General features: G+C 42.4%; 11 protein-coding genes and 1 riboswitch. Of the genes, 3 read left to right on the top strand and 8 right to left on the bottom strand.

Going from position 1 to position 18,218, the window contains the following annotated elements:
* The first annotated feature begins 8 nt into the window (after positions 1-8).
* Positions 9-1,316 (top strand): CO2 hydration protein, encoded by a 1,308-nt coding sequence (locus FBB35_RS26580; protein ID WP_174712132.1) that lies wholly within the window; start codon positions 9-11, stop codon positions 1,314-1,316.
* Positions 1,317-1,559: 243 nt separating this feature from the next.
* On the opposite strand, the gene FBB35_RS26575 is transcribed toward FBB35_RS26580, so the two are convergent.
* The 3 genes from FBB35_RS26575 to FBB35_RS26565 all read right to left on the bottom strand — a co-directional run bounded on the left by FBB35_RS26575 (position 1,560) and on the right by FBB35_RS26565 (position 10,016).
* On the bottom strand, positions 1,560-7,217 hold the full coding sequence (locus FBB35_RS26575; RefSeq protein WP_174712131.1) for a PAS domain S-box protein: 5,658 nt from the start codon (positions 7,215-7,217) through the stop codon (positions 1,560-1,562).
* A gap of 1,162 nt (positions 7,218-8,379) precedes the next feature.
* Positions 8,380-9,243, bottom strand: a complete 864-nt coding sequence (locus FBB35_RS26570) for a glycosyltransferase family 2 protein (protein WP_174712130.1) — start codon at positions 9,241-9,243, stop codon at positions 8,380-8,382.
* 416 nt (positions 9,244-9,659) lie between these two features.
* Positions 9,660-10,016: a Rieske (2Fe-2S) protein gene (locus tag FBB35_RS26565; RefSeq protein ID WP_174712129.1), complete on the bottom strand. Its 357-nt coding sequence runs from the start codon at positions 10,014-10,016 to the stop codon at positions 9,660-9,662.
* 288 nt (positions 10,017-10,304) lie between these two features.
* On the opposite strand from FBB35_RS26565, the gene FBB35_RS26560 reads away from it, so the two are divergent.
* The gene (locus tag FBB35_RS26560; protein WP_174712128.1) at positions 10,305-12,152 is read left to right on the top strand and encodes a VWA domain-containing protein; all 1,848 of its coding nucleotides are present in this window, start codon (positions 10,305-10,307) and stop codon (positions 12,150-12,152) included.
* Between the two features lie 76 nt (positions 12,153-12,228).
* Here FBB35_RS26560 and FBB35_RS26555 read toward each other — a convergent pair whose 3' ends face one another.
* The 3 genes from FBB35_RS26555 to FBB35_RS26545 all read right to left on the bottom strand — a co-directional run bounded on the left by FBB35_RS26555 (position 12,229) and on the right by FBB35_RS26545 (position 13,939).
* Positions 12,229-12,927 carry a DUF6745 domain-containing protein gene (locus FBB35_RS26555; RefSeq protein WP_174712127.1) on the bottom strand — a complete coding sequence of 233 codons (699 nt, stop codon included), beginning with the start codon at positions 12,925-12,927 and terminating at the stop codon, positions 12,229-12,231.
* Positions 12,927-13,259 carry a hypothetical protein gene (locus FBB35_RS26550; protein ID WP_174712126.1) on the bottom strand — a complete coding sequence of 111 codons (333 nt, stop codon included), beginning with the start codon at positions 13,257-13,259 and terminating at the stop codon, positions 12,927-12,929. Before FBB35_RS26550 ends, FBB35_RS26555 begins: the two co-directional genes overlap by 1 nt.
* A gap of 68 nt (positions 13,260-13,327) precedes the next feature.
* A complete protein-coding gene (locus tag FBB35_RS26545; protein WP_174712125.1) occupies positions 13,328-13,939 on the bottom strand; it encodes a hypothetical protein in 612 nt (203 codons plus the stop codon).
* 349 nt (positions 13,940-14,288) lie between these two features.
* Between FBB35_RS26545 and FBB35_RS26540 the strand changes: the two genes are divergently transcribed.
* Positions 14,289-16,286 (top strand): S8 family serine peptidase, encoded by a 1,998-nt coding sequence (locus FBB35_RS26540; protein WP_174712124.1) that lies wholly within the window; start codon positions 14,289-14,291, stop codon positions 16,284-16,286.
* A gap of 134 nt (positions 16,287-16,420) precedes the next feature.
* On the opposite strand, the gene thiC is transcribed toward FBB35_RS26540, so the two are convergent.
* Entirely contained in the window at positions 16,421-17,794 is a 1,374-nt protein-coding gene (gene thiC, locus FBB35_RS26535) for a phosphomethylpyrimidine synthase (protein ID WP_174712123.1), read from the bottom strand.
* 7 nt (positions 17,795-17,801) lie between these two features.
* A riboswitch (TPP riboswitch) is annotated at positions 17,802-17,898 on the bottom strand.
* Between the two features lie 110 nt (positions 17,899-18,008).
* On the bottom strand, positions 18,009-18,206 hold the full coding sequence (locus tag FBB35_RS26530) for a hypothetical protein (RefSeq protein WP_174712122.1): 198 nt from the start codon (positions 18,204-18,206) through the stop codon (positions 18,009-18,011).
* Between the last annotated feature and the right edge of the window lie 12 nt (positions 18,207-18,218).

Below are 18,218 nucleotides of genomic sequence, written 5' to 3'. Positions count from 1 at the left end.
CGATTACCATGACAGCAATTAAAACAGCAATTAAATTACCACCTTCCAAACATGAATTTGCCGAAGTAATTCACCGCTTAGAAGCAGGCGGTGCAATGTTACCCGATACTCCAGAAAATTTGATGCAAATCATCGGTTTATATAAAGCTTATGCTGTGCCGATGGATTTTTACTGGCGCGACCTACTTTATATTGCTGAAAATGAATTTTTAAACCCGGTTCCTTTCTTTAAATACTTCTTACCCAAAGAGTATTTAGAACTGCATAATCATTATGCTGGCGATGATGCCGATTTACGAATTTGGCGCGGCGAAGCTACTGCACATCCAGAACTTTTGGCATTTATGGAGAAGGGTGAAACTTTCAAAATGCCGAAGTTATTGCATCACTTATTCCACGATCGCATTAACATGGAGTTTGCTGAAGCTTGTATGCGGGCGATGTTATGGCATAGAGGGATGGGTGGACAATTTGACCCTTACCTAGATTCAGACGAATACAAAGCCAACGCTGATCGAGCAATTAAAGCTTATTTCCAAGGAAATCCAGTCATGCTGGGGCTTTACAAGCTGTTTCCCGATATGTTTTTGGAACAGTGCCGCCAGATGTCATACTACGCTAATTTGGGCTTATTCTGGGAAGTCATGGCCCCAGTATTCTTTGAAATGTCCGACCGCTATGATGAAGGTACGATTAGTACCGTCCCAGAGGCAATGAGCTTCTTAGTTAATGGTATATTTGCGATCGCAGGTCGTCCCATTTACCATCACGTTTATATTCGTGGTGAATGCTACGAAATTGTCCCCAAATCTAAGGGTTTTATGTGGCTATACGAAGCCGCATTACCTTACGTAGAAGCCGTTTTCTATCGCACTGCACCATTCCGAGGGACAAAATCTTATAATGCTCAAGCGCGTCAAGTACCAGAAGACCAAAAAGACTTTCACTATGGTATTCTTTACGCTGATGTATTTCCAGTCGGTACTGCTGGTATTCCCCCGACATTATTAATGCAAGATATGTTGCATTTTTTGCCCCCATATCTTGTTGATTACTACAGCCAACATTGCCGGGGTGAAGAAGATATGTTGATTCAGTTGGGAGTTAGTTTTCAACGGTCAATGTACTGTGTTACTTCTGCGGTCATTCAAGCTTTGCGAACTGCACTTTTATATCCTTTAGATGACCAAAATCCTAAACATTTACAAGCCAATCGAGATTTTTTTGAAATGCAGCTAAATCGCTTTACTCGACCCGACTATAATATTCGTGATGCTGCTCGTTTAGGGAGTATTCAAAAGCAAGATTATAGATAAGAGATGTCCCCAACCCCCCGATATATTTGGGTGCAAAAACCTCTCAAAGTCCTTCTTAAACAGGAGGACTTTCGAGGATTTACAACATTTTGGTTTTGTAGAGAGATGTGTGTACATAGTCAAGTCCTTTGTAGAGACGGCGATTTATCGCGTCTCTTACCTTAACCGAACCGTATTGTGTACATAGTAGCTTTTTAAGTGGGATTAGTGGGTATCTTATTGCTACCCAGTTAATAATTGTTATTAACCAGATAATACTCCAGCAATACTCGTCAATTCCATAATTTTCTCAAACTGGAAATTATGAGCCAAATTCTGGATAAAATTGCTCAGTATAGCATTTTCTGAAGGAATTTGTTCAATCAATTCTAAAATTAAGTCATCACTACATTGGGCTGCGGCAGTATACACCTGTTTTACCCATTCAGGCGACATTTCAGACAATAGAGGAACTAAATCTGTAAGCTTCAAGATTGATTCTGTTATTTGTTGGTTTGCATTCTTTCTCTGATAGTTATCTTCTTGATAAATATATTGAACTTCTAAATATTCACTCAATTTTTCTAATAATTCTTCTTCACGGAAAGGCTTGTTAATATAATCATCACAACCAGCTTTGATTGTTGCCTCTCGTTGTTCTTCAAAGGCATTAGCGGTTAAGGCAATGATAATCGTCTTGCGATTTGGGACTGAAGTTTCTTCTCTAGCTTTAATAATTTTGGTGGCTTCGTAGCCGTCCATAATTGGCATCCGCATATCCATAAAAATTAGGTGTGGTTGCCATTGTTGCCAAAGTGCGATCGCTTCCGTGCCATTTGCCGCTTCCTGGACTGCAAAACCGATAGATGTCAGGATTTTTACTAGCACTAAACGGCTGTCTATAGAGTCATCAACTACCAAGATGCGGTATTCCTTTTGAGCAGGTGCTAAACTCAGAACTTGTCGTCTAATTTGTTGGATCTGGATTTCGCTGGCTGTGGCTAGATCAATTTGAATATCAAAGGCAAATGTACTTCCCTCACCAATAATGCTGGTGACGCTAATGTTTCCTCCCATTAGTTCCACATATTTGCGGCTAATTGCTAAACCTAGTCCAGTTCCCTGTTGCGATTTTCTTCCAGTTTCAGTTTGCCCAAACGCTTCAAACAGCAAGTTTATTTCCTGTGGTGCAATACCGCGACCAGTATCTATAACCTCGAAGAAGAGATGAGGAGGATGAGGTAAAATTTTCTCCCCCATATCCTCCATCGCCACGCGTAACATCACTCTTCCTGTATCGGTAAATTTGATTGCATTCCCCAAGAGGTTAAGCAATACTTGACGCAGTTTACTTTCATCAGCTCGGATATACTGTGGAAGGTAAGATGTATATTCAAAATCTAATTCTAAGCCTTTGGAAGTGGCGCGGAAACGCAACATCTCTTCCAGGTTTTCTAAGAGGCGAATTAAGTCAAAACTGTTGAGATTTAATGTTATTCTACCGGCTTCAATTTTAGACATTTCCAGAATGTCGTTGATTAAGTTAAGGAGATGTTCGCCAGCACGATTGATGATTGCTAGATTTTGCTGATGTTCTGTAGATAAAGCATGATCGTGGCTCATGATTTGGGTAAAACCGAGGATGGCGTTAAGTGGGGTACGCAGTTCGTGGCTCATGTTGGCGAGGAATTCGCTTTTGGCGCGGTTGGCAGCATCAGCTGTAATCACAGCTTCTTGCAATGCTTGTGACTGCCTTTGAGTCTGCGCCAGTAGTTGTGCCTGCTGTAAAGCCACACCCAACTGATTGCCAATTTGAACTACGATGTTGATTTCTCCTGGTTTCCATTGGCGGGAATCGGAATTTTGATAACTCGCTAGTAGTCCCCAAATCTGACTACCATATAAAATGGGGACAATGATGTAAGCTTTTGCCTGAAAACGTTCTAAAAGGCTGATGTAAGAGGGATGAAACTCAGCATTGTAAATGTCTGGGACGCAGCGGAAAGTTGCGCCTTGTGCGTAAATGCCATCTTCTTGCATATCAGCATCTTCCGCTTGATTATCCTCGCTATCCAAAATTTTTGTTAGGCAACGTCCTTCTTGTAAGACACCTTCTGTGAGATGAGGATCGTTGTTATGTTCTTCTATCAGAGAAATCCAATCATTACCCACAGACTCAGAGACAAATTCGCCACTCCATTGGGGATTGAAACGATAGACAACAACCCGATCGCAATTGAGTACTTGCCGTAATTCTTGGGTTGTAGCTGCAAATATAGTCTCTAAATCCAATGTTTGGCGCATCCTTTGAATCACTTGGGCGATCGCTCTTTCCCGTTCTGCACTCTCACGCAGCGCTTCTTCTGCCAATTTTCTCTCGGTAATATCTGTAATCGTACCAATATAACCTTTTATTTCTCCATCATCTCGAAATTCTGGCAAAGCCTGACAAATTACCCAGACAACTGTACTATCATCACGCAAAAAGCGATGTTCGTACTTATACATTACTTTAGCAACTCTTGCTTGATTCCATGTCAGCAATAGCTGCTCGCGATCGTCTGGATGTACAGCTTTTGTCCAACCGGTTCCCAGGGACTCTTCTAAATTGCATCCACTAATCTCACTCCAGCGTTGATTAAAATATAAGACATTACCATCCACATCAGTGTGAAATATACAAGCTGGCGAGGTTTCTGCTAGCAGTTGATATCGCTGCCGACCCGTTTGTAAAGCTAATTCTGCCAGTTTAGCATCGTTGATGTCTGTCCAATAACCAACACATTCTATAGGGTTTCCAGCTTCATCACGAATTAACCTCATCTTTTCGTAAAACCAGTGATAAGTTCCGTCAGCGTGTAACCACCGATATTCATAGGAAGTGTATTCTTGCTCAACCAACTGGGAAAATTTTTCTGAAATCAATTCAATATCTTCTGGGTGGACATGATGCAGCCAGAAATTAGGATTTTCGACAAATTCCTGCGCTTCGTAACCAACCATTGCCTTGACGTTCTTACTAATAAAGGTAGTGCTAAAATTGCCTAATGTTTTTTTGCTGCTATAAATCACCACAGGGCTAGAAGTAAGCAGATATTGAAGGCGCTCGTTAGCTAAACGTAGTTCTTGTTCGACATGTTTGCGTTCGCGTAGCGCCGCTTGCCGTTCGCGTAGTGCTGCTTGCAGTTCGCTAATTTCTACTAAAACAGTGCCCACACCAGAGAGGCGATCGTCCTCACCAGGAATCGGAAAATAAGAAACTAAGAAGTGGCGGATAATATCTGGTTGTTTAATTGATGCGGCGCTTAATTCTTGATTGAGGATGGGTTTACCTGTCAACAGAACCTGTTGATAAAATGGTTCTACGACACTGGCCATTTTGGGTAAGGCTTCATGGATGGTCTTACCAATATGAGCTTCCTGGGATATTCCATTAATTTCCGCTAGTACTTGGTTGATTTGCACAAACCGCAGTTGGTTATCTACAATATTCATACCGACGGGAGCCCCTGTAAAAAAGGCATTGAGGCGAGCTTCTCTGAGTGCTAGTTCTTGTTCTAAAGTTTTGCGCTCAATCAACCCACCTAACTGAGCAGCAACAGCATTTACTAGCAAAAGCAAACGTCTATCTACCAATACTGAACTACGTTTAAAAAACACTAAAACAGCTAATACTTCGTTTCCAGCCAGTATGGGAACACCAAAACCAGCTTTTAATCCTACCTTTGCTGCTTGTTGCGATCGCAAAAAAATTGGCTCTGTAACTTCTGAAACATCCTCTATCCATTCTGGTTCCTGATTCTGCCAAACTCTTCCTGGTAGTCCCACTCCCAGAGGAAATTTCACAATTAGACTGTGGCGGCAAAATTCTTCTAAATTGCTTTGTTCACCATACCAGCCCAGGCTGTGTTCTAAAACACTACTATCTTCATTAGGTATCCATGCTTCACCAAAATCCCAGCCAATGGTATGACAAATTAAGCGTAAGACCAGTGCTAAAGAACTATTGACATCATTAGCGCGAGTAATGGCTTGGGTTGTCAACAGTAACAAACGGCTTTCATTTTCTGCCTGCTTGCGTTCAGTAATATCTTTCGCTGTGCCTAGTACGTAACATTTTCCATCAATCTCGATCATTTCCGCACTCAGCAAGGTTGTCCTGATTTCTCCTGAACAAGTGCAGACATCAATCTCATAGTTACGAATAGCTTTAGTTTTTTGCAGCATCTGGGTAAGAAAATTATATTCTTCTGGATTCACCCAAATATTCAATTCTTGATCGGTGCGATCAATAACCTGAGAACGAGAATAACCAAAAAACCGACAAAAACTGTCGTTAACTTCGACGAAGCGTTTGTTAGGAACAGTAATTAAGGCAATGGGATCGGGGGACGACCGAAAAGCTGATGCTAACTTTTCTTCAGAAGCCCTCCGCGCGGCTTCAGCGCGTTGACGTTCTTTTGCTTCCAGCACCAAGGATACTAAATTGCCCAGAGAGCGAGCGAAATTTTGATCTTCTAGCGTCCAATGATGAGCAACTCCCACTGCCTCCAAACATAAAACCCCTACGGTTTTTCCCTCCTGCCTAATGGGTGTATAGAGTATAGAGGTAATATTTAATCTTGAGTAAGATGGGGAAAATTCTCTAATTCTGGGATCGGTATGGGCATCATCTGCGGCGATTGGTTGATCTTGTTGCAAAGCTGCAAAATAAGCTGGATAGTCTGCCTCTGATAAGGAAAATCCTTCGCTATGTTGATTGCGACTGCCCTCAAATAGGTCAAAACACTCGATTTTCAAGCCTGTTTCGTCATACAACCAAACACTGGCTCGTTCCATTCCAATATTTTTGACGGCTGTTTCTGTAATTTTACCCAAAGCTGCTTTCAAGTCACCCTGATAAAGGATCTGATTTTGTGCCAGTTGGGTTAGCACTAGGTTATGATTTCGGAGCTTAATCGCGCTCTCTTGGAGTAATTTTTCTATACCTCGACGTTGTGTAATATTACTAGCAGTACCTGTCATACCTATGACTAAACCATCTTCGTTGCGTAATGCGATCGCATTAAACATTAAATAAAGTAAAGTACCATCTTTAGCTACACAGGTAGTTTCATGTTGAAATATCGACTTTCCCTGCAAAACACGCTCAAAGGCTACTTTATCTTTAGCAACTTGCTGAGGCGAGATAAAATCAGTCAAGGTACGCCCGATCATCTCCTGGGGTTCATAGCCATAAATCTGCTTGACTGCCGGATTAACAAAGGTAATTAGTCCATCAATATCTACCGACCAGATCATATCCTGGGATGTCTCCACCAGGTGGCGATATTGACTTTCGCTCTTCTTGAGGGCAGCTTCGACTAAAAGGCGTTCGTTTTGGTAAACTTCTCTACAAAAGGCTTTGCTAAGGCTAACAGGAATTTCTGTGAAAATTTCTTCTATCTGTTGGTTTCGAAGATTTAACTCAACAGCAACCCGTTGACGTTCTTTAATCTCCTCTTGCAGTTGGGCATTTTGTTCTTTTAACTGTTTTTTCAGCCTTTGGAGAGTTAGTTGATTTTGTATGCGTAATAAAACTTCTTTAGCTTGGAATGGTTGACTAATATAGTCAACAGCCCCTAGATCAAAAATATTTACTTCTTCCGATAATTCATCTAAAACACCAAAAAAAATTATCGGAATCTCTTGAGTTTTCTGATGAGATTTTAAATTTTGATAAACCTCATAACTATTCATTTTGGAAATGAGAAAGTTTAGTAAAATCAAATCAGGAGGAAAAGCCAGCGCCCTATTGATTGCCAATTCTCCAGAAAGGGCACTTTGTACCTGATAAGCTTGGTTGTGAAGGATGTCTGATAAAAAATGCAAATTTTCTAGCTTATCATCAACTAATAAAATTCTGATTTTTTGAGCATCCATATTAGTAACTAAGCTAATTTTCAATCAGGAATAAATTGTTGAATCAAACTGAACATGAAATCAGAAAGCAAATCCTTATTATATGATTGTAAATATCATGATCGTTGCTTACCACCATACTTCACCTTAGAATATAGGTGTGTCAAGTTAAGGCAAAACTTTCTGTAACTGTGGATCTAACTCTATAAGAACAACAATTACACTGTAATACAGAAAGTAACTTTTATACAAAAACTATTTGGAAGTGATTATACTATGGCTTCACCTCAATTCTGCATCAGGATTCTAAAATACATGAATGAGGGCATTCATTGTAGGTGATACCAAGCAAAACCGCACGACTAAACCCTCCTCTTTTTAAGGCTACGGTGTACACACAAGTCTTGAAATCCCACCTAAAACTTGGTTTCGTTGCCTTAACCTTAAAATTAGCGGGATAAATGGAGTTTCTAGTCGTCCAAAATTTGGGTATTTACGGGGCTAAAAGGGTTGAAACCTTTGCGGACTATACTTGTGTGTACACCGTAGCTTTTTAAGGGGAGGCTGCGCTACAAGGTGGCTAGGGTATTTTTTTACTCACAAACTTGAAATCTGTTGTAAGTAAAAAGTAATTCTATCAGGTTCGACTATATTTATAGTACTCCCGTAAAACTACATACGATAGAGACAAATACTCTACAGGTAACGCTCGTATCTCTCTATGAGAGAATACTGTTCAGTTAAGGCTAAAAACTAAAACTGGTGTAGGTTAGGTTAAGGAACGAAACCCAACCCAACCCAATATTATCAAGGCTTTGTTGGGTTTCGCTTTCGCTTAACTCAACCTACTCTTTTTCTTACGTAAGATTACATAGGATAGAAGCAAATGCCCTAAGGGTGATGCTCGCTTTATGAGACGCTGCGCGTAGCTTGCTTCCTCGCAGTGTTACGCTAACGCCAATACCTTTATACTGGGGAACACGTCTACCGGACTCAATACTTTTCGGATAAACCCAACAATCTCTCTTTTGATCTGGAAAAAGGTTAATAAACTTGGGGTAAAGCTAAATTCAAACCCTTTCCCTTTCCCTTTCTCCCTTAACCGAAACGTATTGCTGCTACCAGACTGGTTTACCGCTTTGCGTCTACATAAATTGCCCTAAGAATAAAATCAAGCTTTGGGCTATTTTTTGCGTAAGTCTTGTTTAGCTAATCGCTGCTTAATAGATTCAGGCAATCGTTCTGGATGCTTGGAAAAATAAAAGATTTTTAAGAAGGTAAAATTTATATTCCGAGCTAACCAAATTTGATATCGCTCCATCAAGGATAGTGTTTTAATATAATCATTAAATAATTGTTTAATTCGCGCTAAACTGCTTCCTGTTGCAGAATCATCAAATGTTTTAGTTCCTGGATAATATCTAAAGTTACCCCAAGTTTCATTGAAATACTTAACATGAGATGAACAAACAGCTTTCAAAAGGAAATCTATATCCATTGAATAATGATCTTCTACTTTATAGAGTCCAATTTTTTGATGTAATGATTTATGATAGAAGTAAGCAGATGGATTTACTGGAAAAGAAGCATCGATAATTCCATCATCATTAACTCGTCTTCCTAACAGTAAATCTATTGTTCGTAATTTGCTAGGTTTATTAATATAAATTAGCTGGTTTTTCTGATTAATGATATTACAGTTACCAACAATAAAACTAGGTTCTGGTAAAGTTGCAAAAATCTCACAGATGCGGTTAAGAAGATTTACTTCATAAAAATCATCAACATTTAAAACACCAATAATCTCTCCTTGCGCCATAGCAATTCCTTTGTTCATAGCGTCAGATTGTCCTTTGTCCTTTTCACTAATCCAACGTATGTGGGAATATTGATTGGCTTTATCTTTAATAATGTCTACCGTCTTGTCACTTGAACCTCCATCAACAATGATATGCTCCACTTCTAAACAATTTTGGTAAATGACAACTTGAAGGCAAGATTCTATAAATTTCTCACCGTTATAAACTGGTGTAATTATACTAATCATTAGCAAGGGCCTTTTGTGCGTATTGCAAACAAATAATAATTCAAATAATTGAATTGATCTCAGATTATATAGTTCCCAATTGGCATAAGTTTATAATGCAATTAAAGCCAGTGCAATACGTAAATTGCGTTCGCGTATGTAAGTCATAAATGGAAATTCGTTCAAGGGTATTTCTGACCAATGACAAGATACAACTATTTGATGAAATGTAGCGGTCAATAGAATTATTGAGATTCAATTGAGGCATTGAGAAGGCCATAGAAACGGAGGTTGTTTTTTGCCAATCCTCCGTTTCTGATATTTCTATTGTCACTCAAAAATGAATATGCAAAGCGCTGCAAAAAGTTTAGGTAACATTTTGTAGCCTACTGGCAACTTCTGATGTTTGTCCAATGGTATTAAATCGAGAGAGGGTGCTATTCCTCTTGTACATCAACCCAGATATTCCCTTCTTCCACACGAAGAGGAAACACCGGCAACGCCTTTGGTTGTGAAACCAATGAGAGTACCTTGCCTACACCAGGTGGCCAAGAACACCAGTCTTGTACTTCACCAGTCCGCAGGTCAAAAGCACTGTGATGGAAAGAACAAACAATTGCCCCACCTTTTATTTTGCCACTTTTCAGAGGTAATTTTAAGTGAGGGCAGGTGTTATCTACAGCATAAAGCTGATTTTCGTGATTCAAAAGCAGAATTTTACGGTTGCCAACTTTCACCACTTCTCGCGTACCTGGGGAAAGTGCTTCGACTGCAAGAACTTTAGTCCAGCTCATTAGGTTCTCCTCTCCTAATATATCTGCTTTCAGTTTCTCGCAATTGTGACCAGTGCGATCGCCTTTCAGTACTAGGAAAGAGTAAGTAGATCGCAAACTTCTCCCGAAAAAGCGATGTCTACGATGAGCTTTACTAATCCTGGCGAGATGTAACCGCTATAAAATCTTACATTAAACTTCATTTATACACTGGATAAACTGATTGTTGGGTAAACTAAAAAAAGCACTTTCTATCCTTGCATCATAAAGCTTGTAGCTTATCACAGACAACTCTGAGGGATATAAAAAATGATTAAGACAAGTTACGAATTTGACCAGTCTATTCTCCCCGCCGGAGCTTCATTAAAGACTAATATTCTGCTACGTTTTCGTCCTGACATAGCTGAATCTCCCCGACGGAACCTTAACCTTTCTCTTGTAATTGACCGTTCCGGCTCTATGGCGGGTGCTGCCTTACATCATGCACTCAAAGCTGCTGAGTCTGTGGTCGATCAACTTGAGCCAGATGACATTCTCTCAGTAGTTGTTTACGACGATGAAATAGACAGCGTTGTGCCACCCCAAGCTGTAACTAATAAAGCCACACTAAAAGATTCTATTCGCAAAGTCAGAGCAGGCGGTATTACCAACTTATCGGGGGGATGGCTCAAAGGCTGTGAACATGTCAAAACGCGACTTGATCCGCAAAAAATCAACCGTGTTCTCTTGCTTACCGATGGTCACGCCAATATGGGCATTCAAGACCCCAAGGTACTAACGGCAACATCAGGGCAAAAAGCTGAGGAAGGTATCACCACAACTACATTAGGTTTTGCTCAGGGTTTTAATGAAGACCTGCTGATTGGTATGGCAAGGGCTGCTAGGGGAAACTTCTACTTCATTCAAAGCATTGATGAAGCAACTGAAGTGTTTAGTATTGAGCTAGACAGTCTCAGAGCAGTAGTAGGACAAAACCTCACAGTGAAACTTGAATTGGCTGAAGGTGTTAGTCTTGTTGATACTTTAAGCCTTGCAAAAGTTAGCCAAAATGACGCTGGTCAAGCTGTTATCAGCTTGGGAGAGCTTTATGAAGGTGAAGACAAACTTCTCGGCTTAAGTTTGGTGATATCAAGCGCTCAAGTTGGTGAGTTACCTGTGATGAAACTGCATTACAGCGCCGATGTTGTCCAAAATGACCTCATCCAAAACGTTTCAGGCACAGCAGATATCACCGCCAAAGTTGGCACTGTTGAGGAAGCAGCTTTTGCCTCTACAAGCCATATCATTCTTGAACTGAGCCGCCTCACCATCGCTAAGGCAAAAGAGACTGCCCTCGATTTAGCTGAACATGGCAGACACCAGGAAGCGGAAGAAACCCTGCGTAGCCTGGTGAAAGATTTGCGGGATAAAGGGTTAAACGAGAATTTTGAAATTGCTGAAGAGATCGATCAGCTTGAGTATTTCGCAAGTCGAATCGCCCAAAAAGCTCTAGGTAATGCCGGACGTAAAGAATTGCGAGATCAGTCTTACCAGACAATGAACCGTAATCGCAACGATCTGGTGGGGCGCGGTGTTACTGCTGGTGATGAAGTGTACGCAATGCCGGTTGTCAATGAAGTTGGCTCAGGTGTCGAACTTTATTGCGTTCGTGAAGGGGGTAAACTACGGGTCAAAGTCATATCTGAAGGCTACGATTCAGCCAAGAATGTCCAGTTTCCCCGGAGTATTCGGGCAGAGGGAGCAAGGTACGTTGTTGAAGGTCTGGAACTCTCAAGCGAAGCTACTTTCTACCGTGTCCGTGGCAATATCACTCGTTTTGCTCAACCTGGTGAAGCAGATATCTTCGTTGCCCCTAGACAATCGAATATAGCTTATACAGGTAAAGCCTCTAAAGGGCCTGCCAGCGCTGCCGATCTTCCCACAACTGATGTTGTAAAAGACGGCATTCTGGTTCAGTGTGTCAAAGATGGCAGCAAACTACGCGCTAGGGTAGTTTCCGACGGCTATGAAGCAGATTGGAATATGCGTTTTCCGCGATCGGTTCGTGAGGAAGGGATGCTTTATGTCGTTGATGAAGTCAAAACAGCACCTGATGGAAAGTCTTATATTGCGTGTGGTGAAATTAAGCGATTTGTCCAACCCACTACTACCAATTAACTCATAAAATCTCTGCGTTCTCTGTGCCTCTGCGGTTCAATAAATCGCTTTGAAACCGCAGAGTATTTAGAGCTAACTACGCCTCGATCGCAGGATTATAATCATCTGGGTTATTAAAGCCCGCAATCCAAGCGGCTGCTTGATGGCAACTCCGCATGTGAGGGGGAACGCGCAAGATATGAATATGTCCTGTGGATGGACAGGTGACTTTCAAGACCATAAGCGGCTCGTCATCCTCAAAAGGAATGTAGACTAGTTGACGTTCTCCACCAGCGTCACGATCGCGATCGCGGATCAATCCTCCCACTTGCTGCAAAAATGTCTCGTATCCCAGACGCTCAATCAGCACGCGGCGCAACTCAATGTTCTCTACATTGAGGATATCTTGCCCCGTTAGAGACTGGGATTCAAAGGCAATTTTATCTGTCACCTGCACGCCTCGCCAGCGCCAGACAAAACCATGTCCCGCAGATACACTAGTAATCCCACTTCCGGCTAACTCAATCCAATAAGTAACGTGGAGTCCTGTGGGAAGGGTTGTGAGGTTTACACAGTCGCTGATATCAAGACTTTCACAGGTGAGATTTTCAGGTAGATTGTAAAGATTCAATGCACCGCTTAAATCCAGATGGCCTAAAACGCGCATCCCATCCCAAGCGCGATGCTCAAGGATCAGTTTTCGAGCATATTCAGCCGATACAGGCTCGTGGCTTTGGTTTGGGCGCTGCAAAACTTGTTTATTCGGCACACGTCCATTAGACATGATCTTGAGCATTAGTCTACTACCTCCACATAGGCATCAGGGCGATATTCGCGTTGTCTCCAAACGCGGTAAAGCCCTTGGGGTAATTCAATCGCTCGATGTTCTTCATGAACTAAAGTGGCACTTGGTTCTTTAACCTCTAGAAAAAGGTCACTACCATTTGTCCACAACTGAACAGCATCAGATTGTTGAATGCGATGGCTATGTCCTGTAATTTCACCATGAGCGAGAGTAGCACCTACACGCTTTTGAGCGCCAACAGGTAAGCTAGCAATATGTCTAATTAAAACGTCGCCATGTCTATAGAGAATATTAGCTTGGGAGTTATTGCTGTTGTTAAACATCTTTTTTATGGCTCATCAAATAATTACGAATTACGTTAGCGTAGCGGGGTGTAGCCCATTACAACTTATTAACGCCCTAGTCTCAAACCTCTTTCCATAAGCATCTGAGGTTCGATATTCTCAACTTTAGGTATCGCTTCTAGCTGAGGAATCTTTGCGATCGCATCAGCAATATTACCTGATTGGGCACGCAACCAAGCGGCGTGAGGCGCATAGTCAAGGCTTTCTACTACTTCGTAACCCGCTTGATTAATTGCCTCGTGCTGGGACTCTATATCAACGCCTTCAGCAAAGCGGATGAAAACCAGTCCAGTTGGTACTGCTAGGGAACCATTGGGTTCTATTGTGTAAACTGGACTCAGTTTACCCTGCTCTGATTGATTGGGTTCGCCTGGAAAAACTGCGTAGCTGTAGCCCGCACTTCGACAAGGCTCAGTGACCATCGTAGACATCGCACCATCGTTAAGTTGTAAAATTGCTCCTGGTGCTACCGTCTTGGGTTGATTATCATAATGTATTGCATAGTACCCAGACTTACGAGTGTAAGATACAGCAGTGCGATTGCTGCCAACCCGAATTTCTTCAGGATACTCAGAAAAATAGTCGTTTTGAAATTTCACTTCAGCAATCAGGGGTAAAGAGTACACCTGTAGAAAATACTCAGCCGGAAAATAAAACATCTTTCTCAAGTTCTAATGATGTTATAGCGTTTTCAGTGGTATGGAATACAAATCTTTTATCGGAATGCAAGCTATATGCCCCTAGTAATAGTGAAGATTCGTAAAACAGCCTGACTTTGAATTCTTCTTTTCTGGAAAGACGAATTGAAGGCTTGTATGAACTTTAAAGAGATTAAATTCTGTTGCAGCTGGATCTTTTTAATGTCGTAATACACATATAACACATGAAATAAAAACCATCCATAAACTAAACGTAAATGCACGCTACGTATAGCAAGCTTTAAAAGTAGTGCATAATACGATTTCCCAACGCCCAATTTTCAAGACAAATATCCCAGGAGAGTAAGCTATGGTTCAGGTTCGCTATGGTGGACAGAACGGTCAACAGTATGAACTTGCTATCAGTGAAGAACACGTTGTAGTGCGTACCGAAAGCCGCAGTACTCTAATTGGTGCAAGACCGTTTGAAGTCGCACCTGTGTCACCCACGGCTCGTAGCATCCTCAATCAATTCGAGTTAACAACGCGGTTTCGGCAAGCGGGTGTTGAAATTTTGCGTGCGAAAGTTCCGACTCAGGGTGTTGCTTTGCGCGATCGCGCTCGTGAAATTCTCAACCAAGAGTCTGAAGTCCAATTTGCCGGACGTGTCTTGATCGATCCAGCCTCCAGTCAACCGATAATTTACACCGAAAACCTCTTCGTTAAATTCGATAATGAAGAAGAATCAAGAGCTTGCCAAGAGATATTGCGACGTTACGGCTTAACAATTAAACGCCAACTTGAATACTCACGAAATGCTTATTTTGTCAATGCACCTACAAATACTGGTATAGCCATCTTTGACATCGCCGAGAGACTTCTGAATGAGGAATCAGTAGAACTGTGTCATCCTGAACTAGTGCGTGAATCACGCCAACGTCAGGTTTTCCCGCAGCAGTGGCACTTAAAGCAAACAACAATTAACGGTAAGGTAATTAACGCCCATGCCAACGTTGAAGCAGCTTGGAAGTTGAGCGATGGCACAGGAGCAATTATTGCAATTATTGACGACGGTGTGGATCTTGATCATGAAGAGTTCCGTTCCTCTGGAAAGATTGTTGCCCCGCGTGATGTCACACGTAAAAGTGACAATCCCAGACCCGGAAACGACAATAACCACGGGACAGCTTGTGCCGGTGTAGCTTGTGGCAACGGGAAATTTGGTGCATCTGGTGTAGCACCGGGTGCAAAATTGATGCCGATTCGTTTAGCTTCATCGTTGGGGTCACAGGATGAAGCAGATGCTTTTATTTGGGCGGCTCAAAATGGTGCTGATGTGATTTCTTGCAGTTGGGGCCCAGCAGATGGGACTTGGTTTGAGCCAAACGATCCTCTACACAAGCAAAAAGTACCTTTGCCTGACTCCACACGATTGGCTATGGACTTTGCAATCAATAAAGGACGCAACGGCAAGGGATGTGTAATTTTATTCGCGGCTGGCAATGGTAATGAAAGCGTGGATAACGATGGCTACGCCAGCTACCAAAAGGTAATTGCGATCGCAGCTTGTAACGACTTTGGCACAAGAAGCGCTTACAGTGACTTTGGTCAGGCGGTGTGGTGTGCCTTTCCCAGTAACAATGGTGATAGTTCTCAAACCCCTGGAATTTGGACAACCGATCGCGCTGGTGTACTTGGTTATAATTCCGGTAATGTAAATCTGGGTGATGCCGGAGGTAACTACACAAACGAATTCGGCGGGACTTCTAGTGCTTGTCCAGGTGCGGCTGGTGTAGCAGCATTGATTATTGCCAGAAATCCAAATCTGCGTTGGGACGAAGTACGAGATATTATTAAACGGTCTTGCGATCGCATCGATCAAGCTGGAGGTAAATATGATGCCAATGGTCGCAGCCCTTTCTACGGTTATGGTCGAATCAATGCTCTCAAAGCTGTAGAATTGGCCAAGCCAGCGCAAACATCGCCCATTAGCATATTCAAGGCAGTACAAGATATCCCAATTAACGACTTGCAAACATCAACATTGTCGTTGGCGATCGCTAATACCAGTCTGATAAAATCCATCAAAGTTAATGTAGATATCGAGCATACTTATATTGGGGATCTTGTAGTTACTCTCCTTCCCCCAGTGCAAATAGGCATACTTCCCATTATTCTGCACGATCGCCAGGGCGGAGCTACAGATAATATCAAAACAACCTATGACGAGGTAAACACCCCAAAACTTGCTGCCTTTAAAGGTAAAAGTCCCCAAGGAACTTGGACTCTGGAAGTTGCAGATAAAGCTACCACAGATACAGGAAAGATTCGCAGCTTTACCATTGAAATCGGGTTACGTTTGAGTTAGGGAGTGTGGGGATGAGGGAGCAGAGCAGGCAGGGGACAGGGGGAGAATTAATTCAAGTTTCTCCCTTATCTCCCCCCTCTTCCTTGTCTCCTATGTCTCTTCTCGATGCCCCATTTCCCATTTCCCCATGTCAATTAGCCTTGAGTCACAGGCTCTTTTGCCAAGAACTTCTCTAATTCTGTCAGCGCATCAGCATCAACCTTAGTTTGCATTGGGCAGAACTTAGGCCCACACATCGAACAAAACTCAGCAGTTTTATAGATATCTGCTGGTAAAGTTTCATCGTGATATTCCTTAGCTCTTTCTGGATCGAGTGATAATTCAAACTGACGGTTCCAATCGAAGTTGTAACGCGCTTTAGAAAGTTCATCATCTCTATCCCTTGCACCAGGGCGATGTCTAGCAATATCAGCCGCATGAGCCGCTATTTTATAGGCAATTAACCCATTCCGTACATCTTCAGCATTTGGTAGACCCAAATGTTCTTTAGGTGTTACATAGCACAGCATAGCAGTACCGTACCATCCAGCCATCGCTGCTCCAATGGCTGAAGTGATATGGTCATAACCAGGAGCAATGTCTGTCACCAATGGGCCCAAAACATAGAAAGGTGCTTCAGAACACTCTTCCATCTGCTTACGGACGTTGAACTCAATTTGATCCATTGGCACGTGTCCCGGTCCTTCCACCATCACCTGGACATCATCTTCCCAGGCTTTGCGAGTTAGCTGTCCTAGCGTTTTCAATTCAGCTAATTGTGCTTCATCGGAAGCATCATGGGTACAGCCAGGACGTAGGGAATCTCCTAAACTGAAGGAGACATCGTACTTTTTGAAAATCTCAATAATATCTTGGAAGTGGGTATAAAGTGGGTTTTGTTTGTGGTGATGCAACATCCACCGCGCCAAAATCCCGCCACCGCGAGAGACAATACCGGTGATGCGGTTTCTCACTAAGGGCAAATGCTCAATCAAAATCCCAGCGTGGATAGTTTGATAATCTACCCCCTGCTGGGAGTGCTTTTCGATGATATGGAGAAAATCATCAGCAGTCAGATTCTCGATTGTGCCGTGGACGCTTTCTAAAGCTTGGTATACTGGCACCGTACCAATAGGAACAGGTGAAGCCTTGATGATGGCGGTACGAATTTCATCCAAATTACCGCCGCCTGTAGACAAATCCATCACGGTATCAGCACCGTACTTCACCGCCAGATTCAGCTTATCAACTTCTTCTTGAAGATTAGAAGAGTTGGGGGAAGCGCCGATATTAGCATTAACCTTACATTTAGAGGCAATACCAATAGCCATCGGCTCTAGATTGGTGTGATTGATATTAGCAGGGATAATCATTCGCCCCCGCGCCACTTCATCACGAATGAGATCGGCAGGAAGATTTTCTCGTTGGGCGACGTAGTGCATTTCTTCGGTGATGACACCTTGGCGGGCGTAATGCATTTGCGATACATTAACCTGCCCACGTCGTTTAGCAACCCATTCTGTCCGCATATTATGATTCCTCAATAAACAGCTTCCCTCCGCTGGTATTACCCAGACTCAGGTGTTAAGGGTGTGATCTCAGCCTGGTTATGTAGGCACCCCTAGCATGGATGTAGTGTATCACTTTCGTTATATCTAGGGGCAAGGGTGTTAACAATTTATGAGGTGAGGGTGGTGTTAAGCTGTTTTTCGAATCTGGCATAGGCGCAGCCCGTTATAGACATTACTGTTTCTGTTGAATAATGTCTAACACTGCCTTATGGATTTCTTCTGGAGTCATTGAGGCGGGATAAGTCCCAGAGGGAGGTTTTGCCGTCAAACGATCCGCAAGTGCGTAAAAAGCCTCTTGATCATCTTGATGTGCAATGACATAAGCGCGTAATTCTGTCTTGCTCATAGCATCAAAGTTTGGTTTACTCATGGATATTCCCAG

The sequence above is a fragment of the Nostoc sp. TCL240-02 genome, from assembly GCF_013343235.1.
Taxonomy (GTDB): Bacteria; Cyanobacteriota; Cyanobacteriia; order Cyanobacteriales; family Nostocaceae; genus Nostoc.
Note: the sequence above shows the minus strand (reverse complement) of the source record. Positions and strands in the feature narration are given on the sequence as shown.

Bases quoted from the DNA above. Each gene is read 5' to 3' on its own strand.
- FBB35_RS26550 (WP_174712126.1), bottom strand. From the start codon at position 13,259: ATGTTTAACAACAGCAATAACTCCCAAGCTAATATTCTCTATAGACAT.
- FBB35_RS26570 (WP_174712130.1), bottom strand. From the start codon at position 9,243: ATGATTAGTATAATTACACCAGTTTATAACGGTGAGAAATTTATAGAA.
- FBB35_RS26560 (WP_174712128.1), top strand. From the start codon at position 10,305: ATGATTAAGACAAGTTACGAATTTGACCAGTCTATTCTCCCCGCCGGA.
- FBB35_RS26555 (WP_174712127.1), bottom strand. From the start codon at position 12,927: ATGCTCAAGATCATGTCTAATGGACGTGTGCCGAATAAACAAGTTTTG.
- FBB35_RS26575 (WP_174712131.1), bottom strand. From the start codon at position 7,217: ATGGATGCTCAAAAAATCAGAATTTTATTAGTTGATGATAAGCTAGAA.
- thiC (WP_174712123.1), bottom strand. From the start codon at position 17,794: ATGCGGACAGAATGGGTTGCTAAACGACGTGGGCAGGTTAATGTATCG.
- FBB35_RS26540 (WP_174712124.1), top strand. From the start codon at position 14,289: ATGGTTCAGGTTCGCTATGGTGGACAGAACGGTCAACAGTATGAACTT.
- FBB35_RS26580 (WP_174712132.1), top strand. From the start codon at position 9: ATGACAGCAATTAAAACAGCAATTAAATTACCACCTTCCAAACATGAA.
- FBB35_RS26545 (WP_174712125.1), bottom strand. From the start codon at position 13,939: ATGTTTTATTTTCCGGCTGAGTATTTTCTACAGGTGTACTCTTTACCC.
- FBB35_RS26530 (WP_174712122.1), bottom strand. From the start codon at position 18,206: ATGAGTAAACCAAACTTTGATGCTATGAGCAAGACAGAATTACGCGCT.
- FBB35_RS26565 (WP_174712129.1), bottom strand. From the start codon at position 10,016: ATGAGCTGGACTAAAGTTCTTGCAGTCGAAGCACTTTCCCCAGGTACG.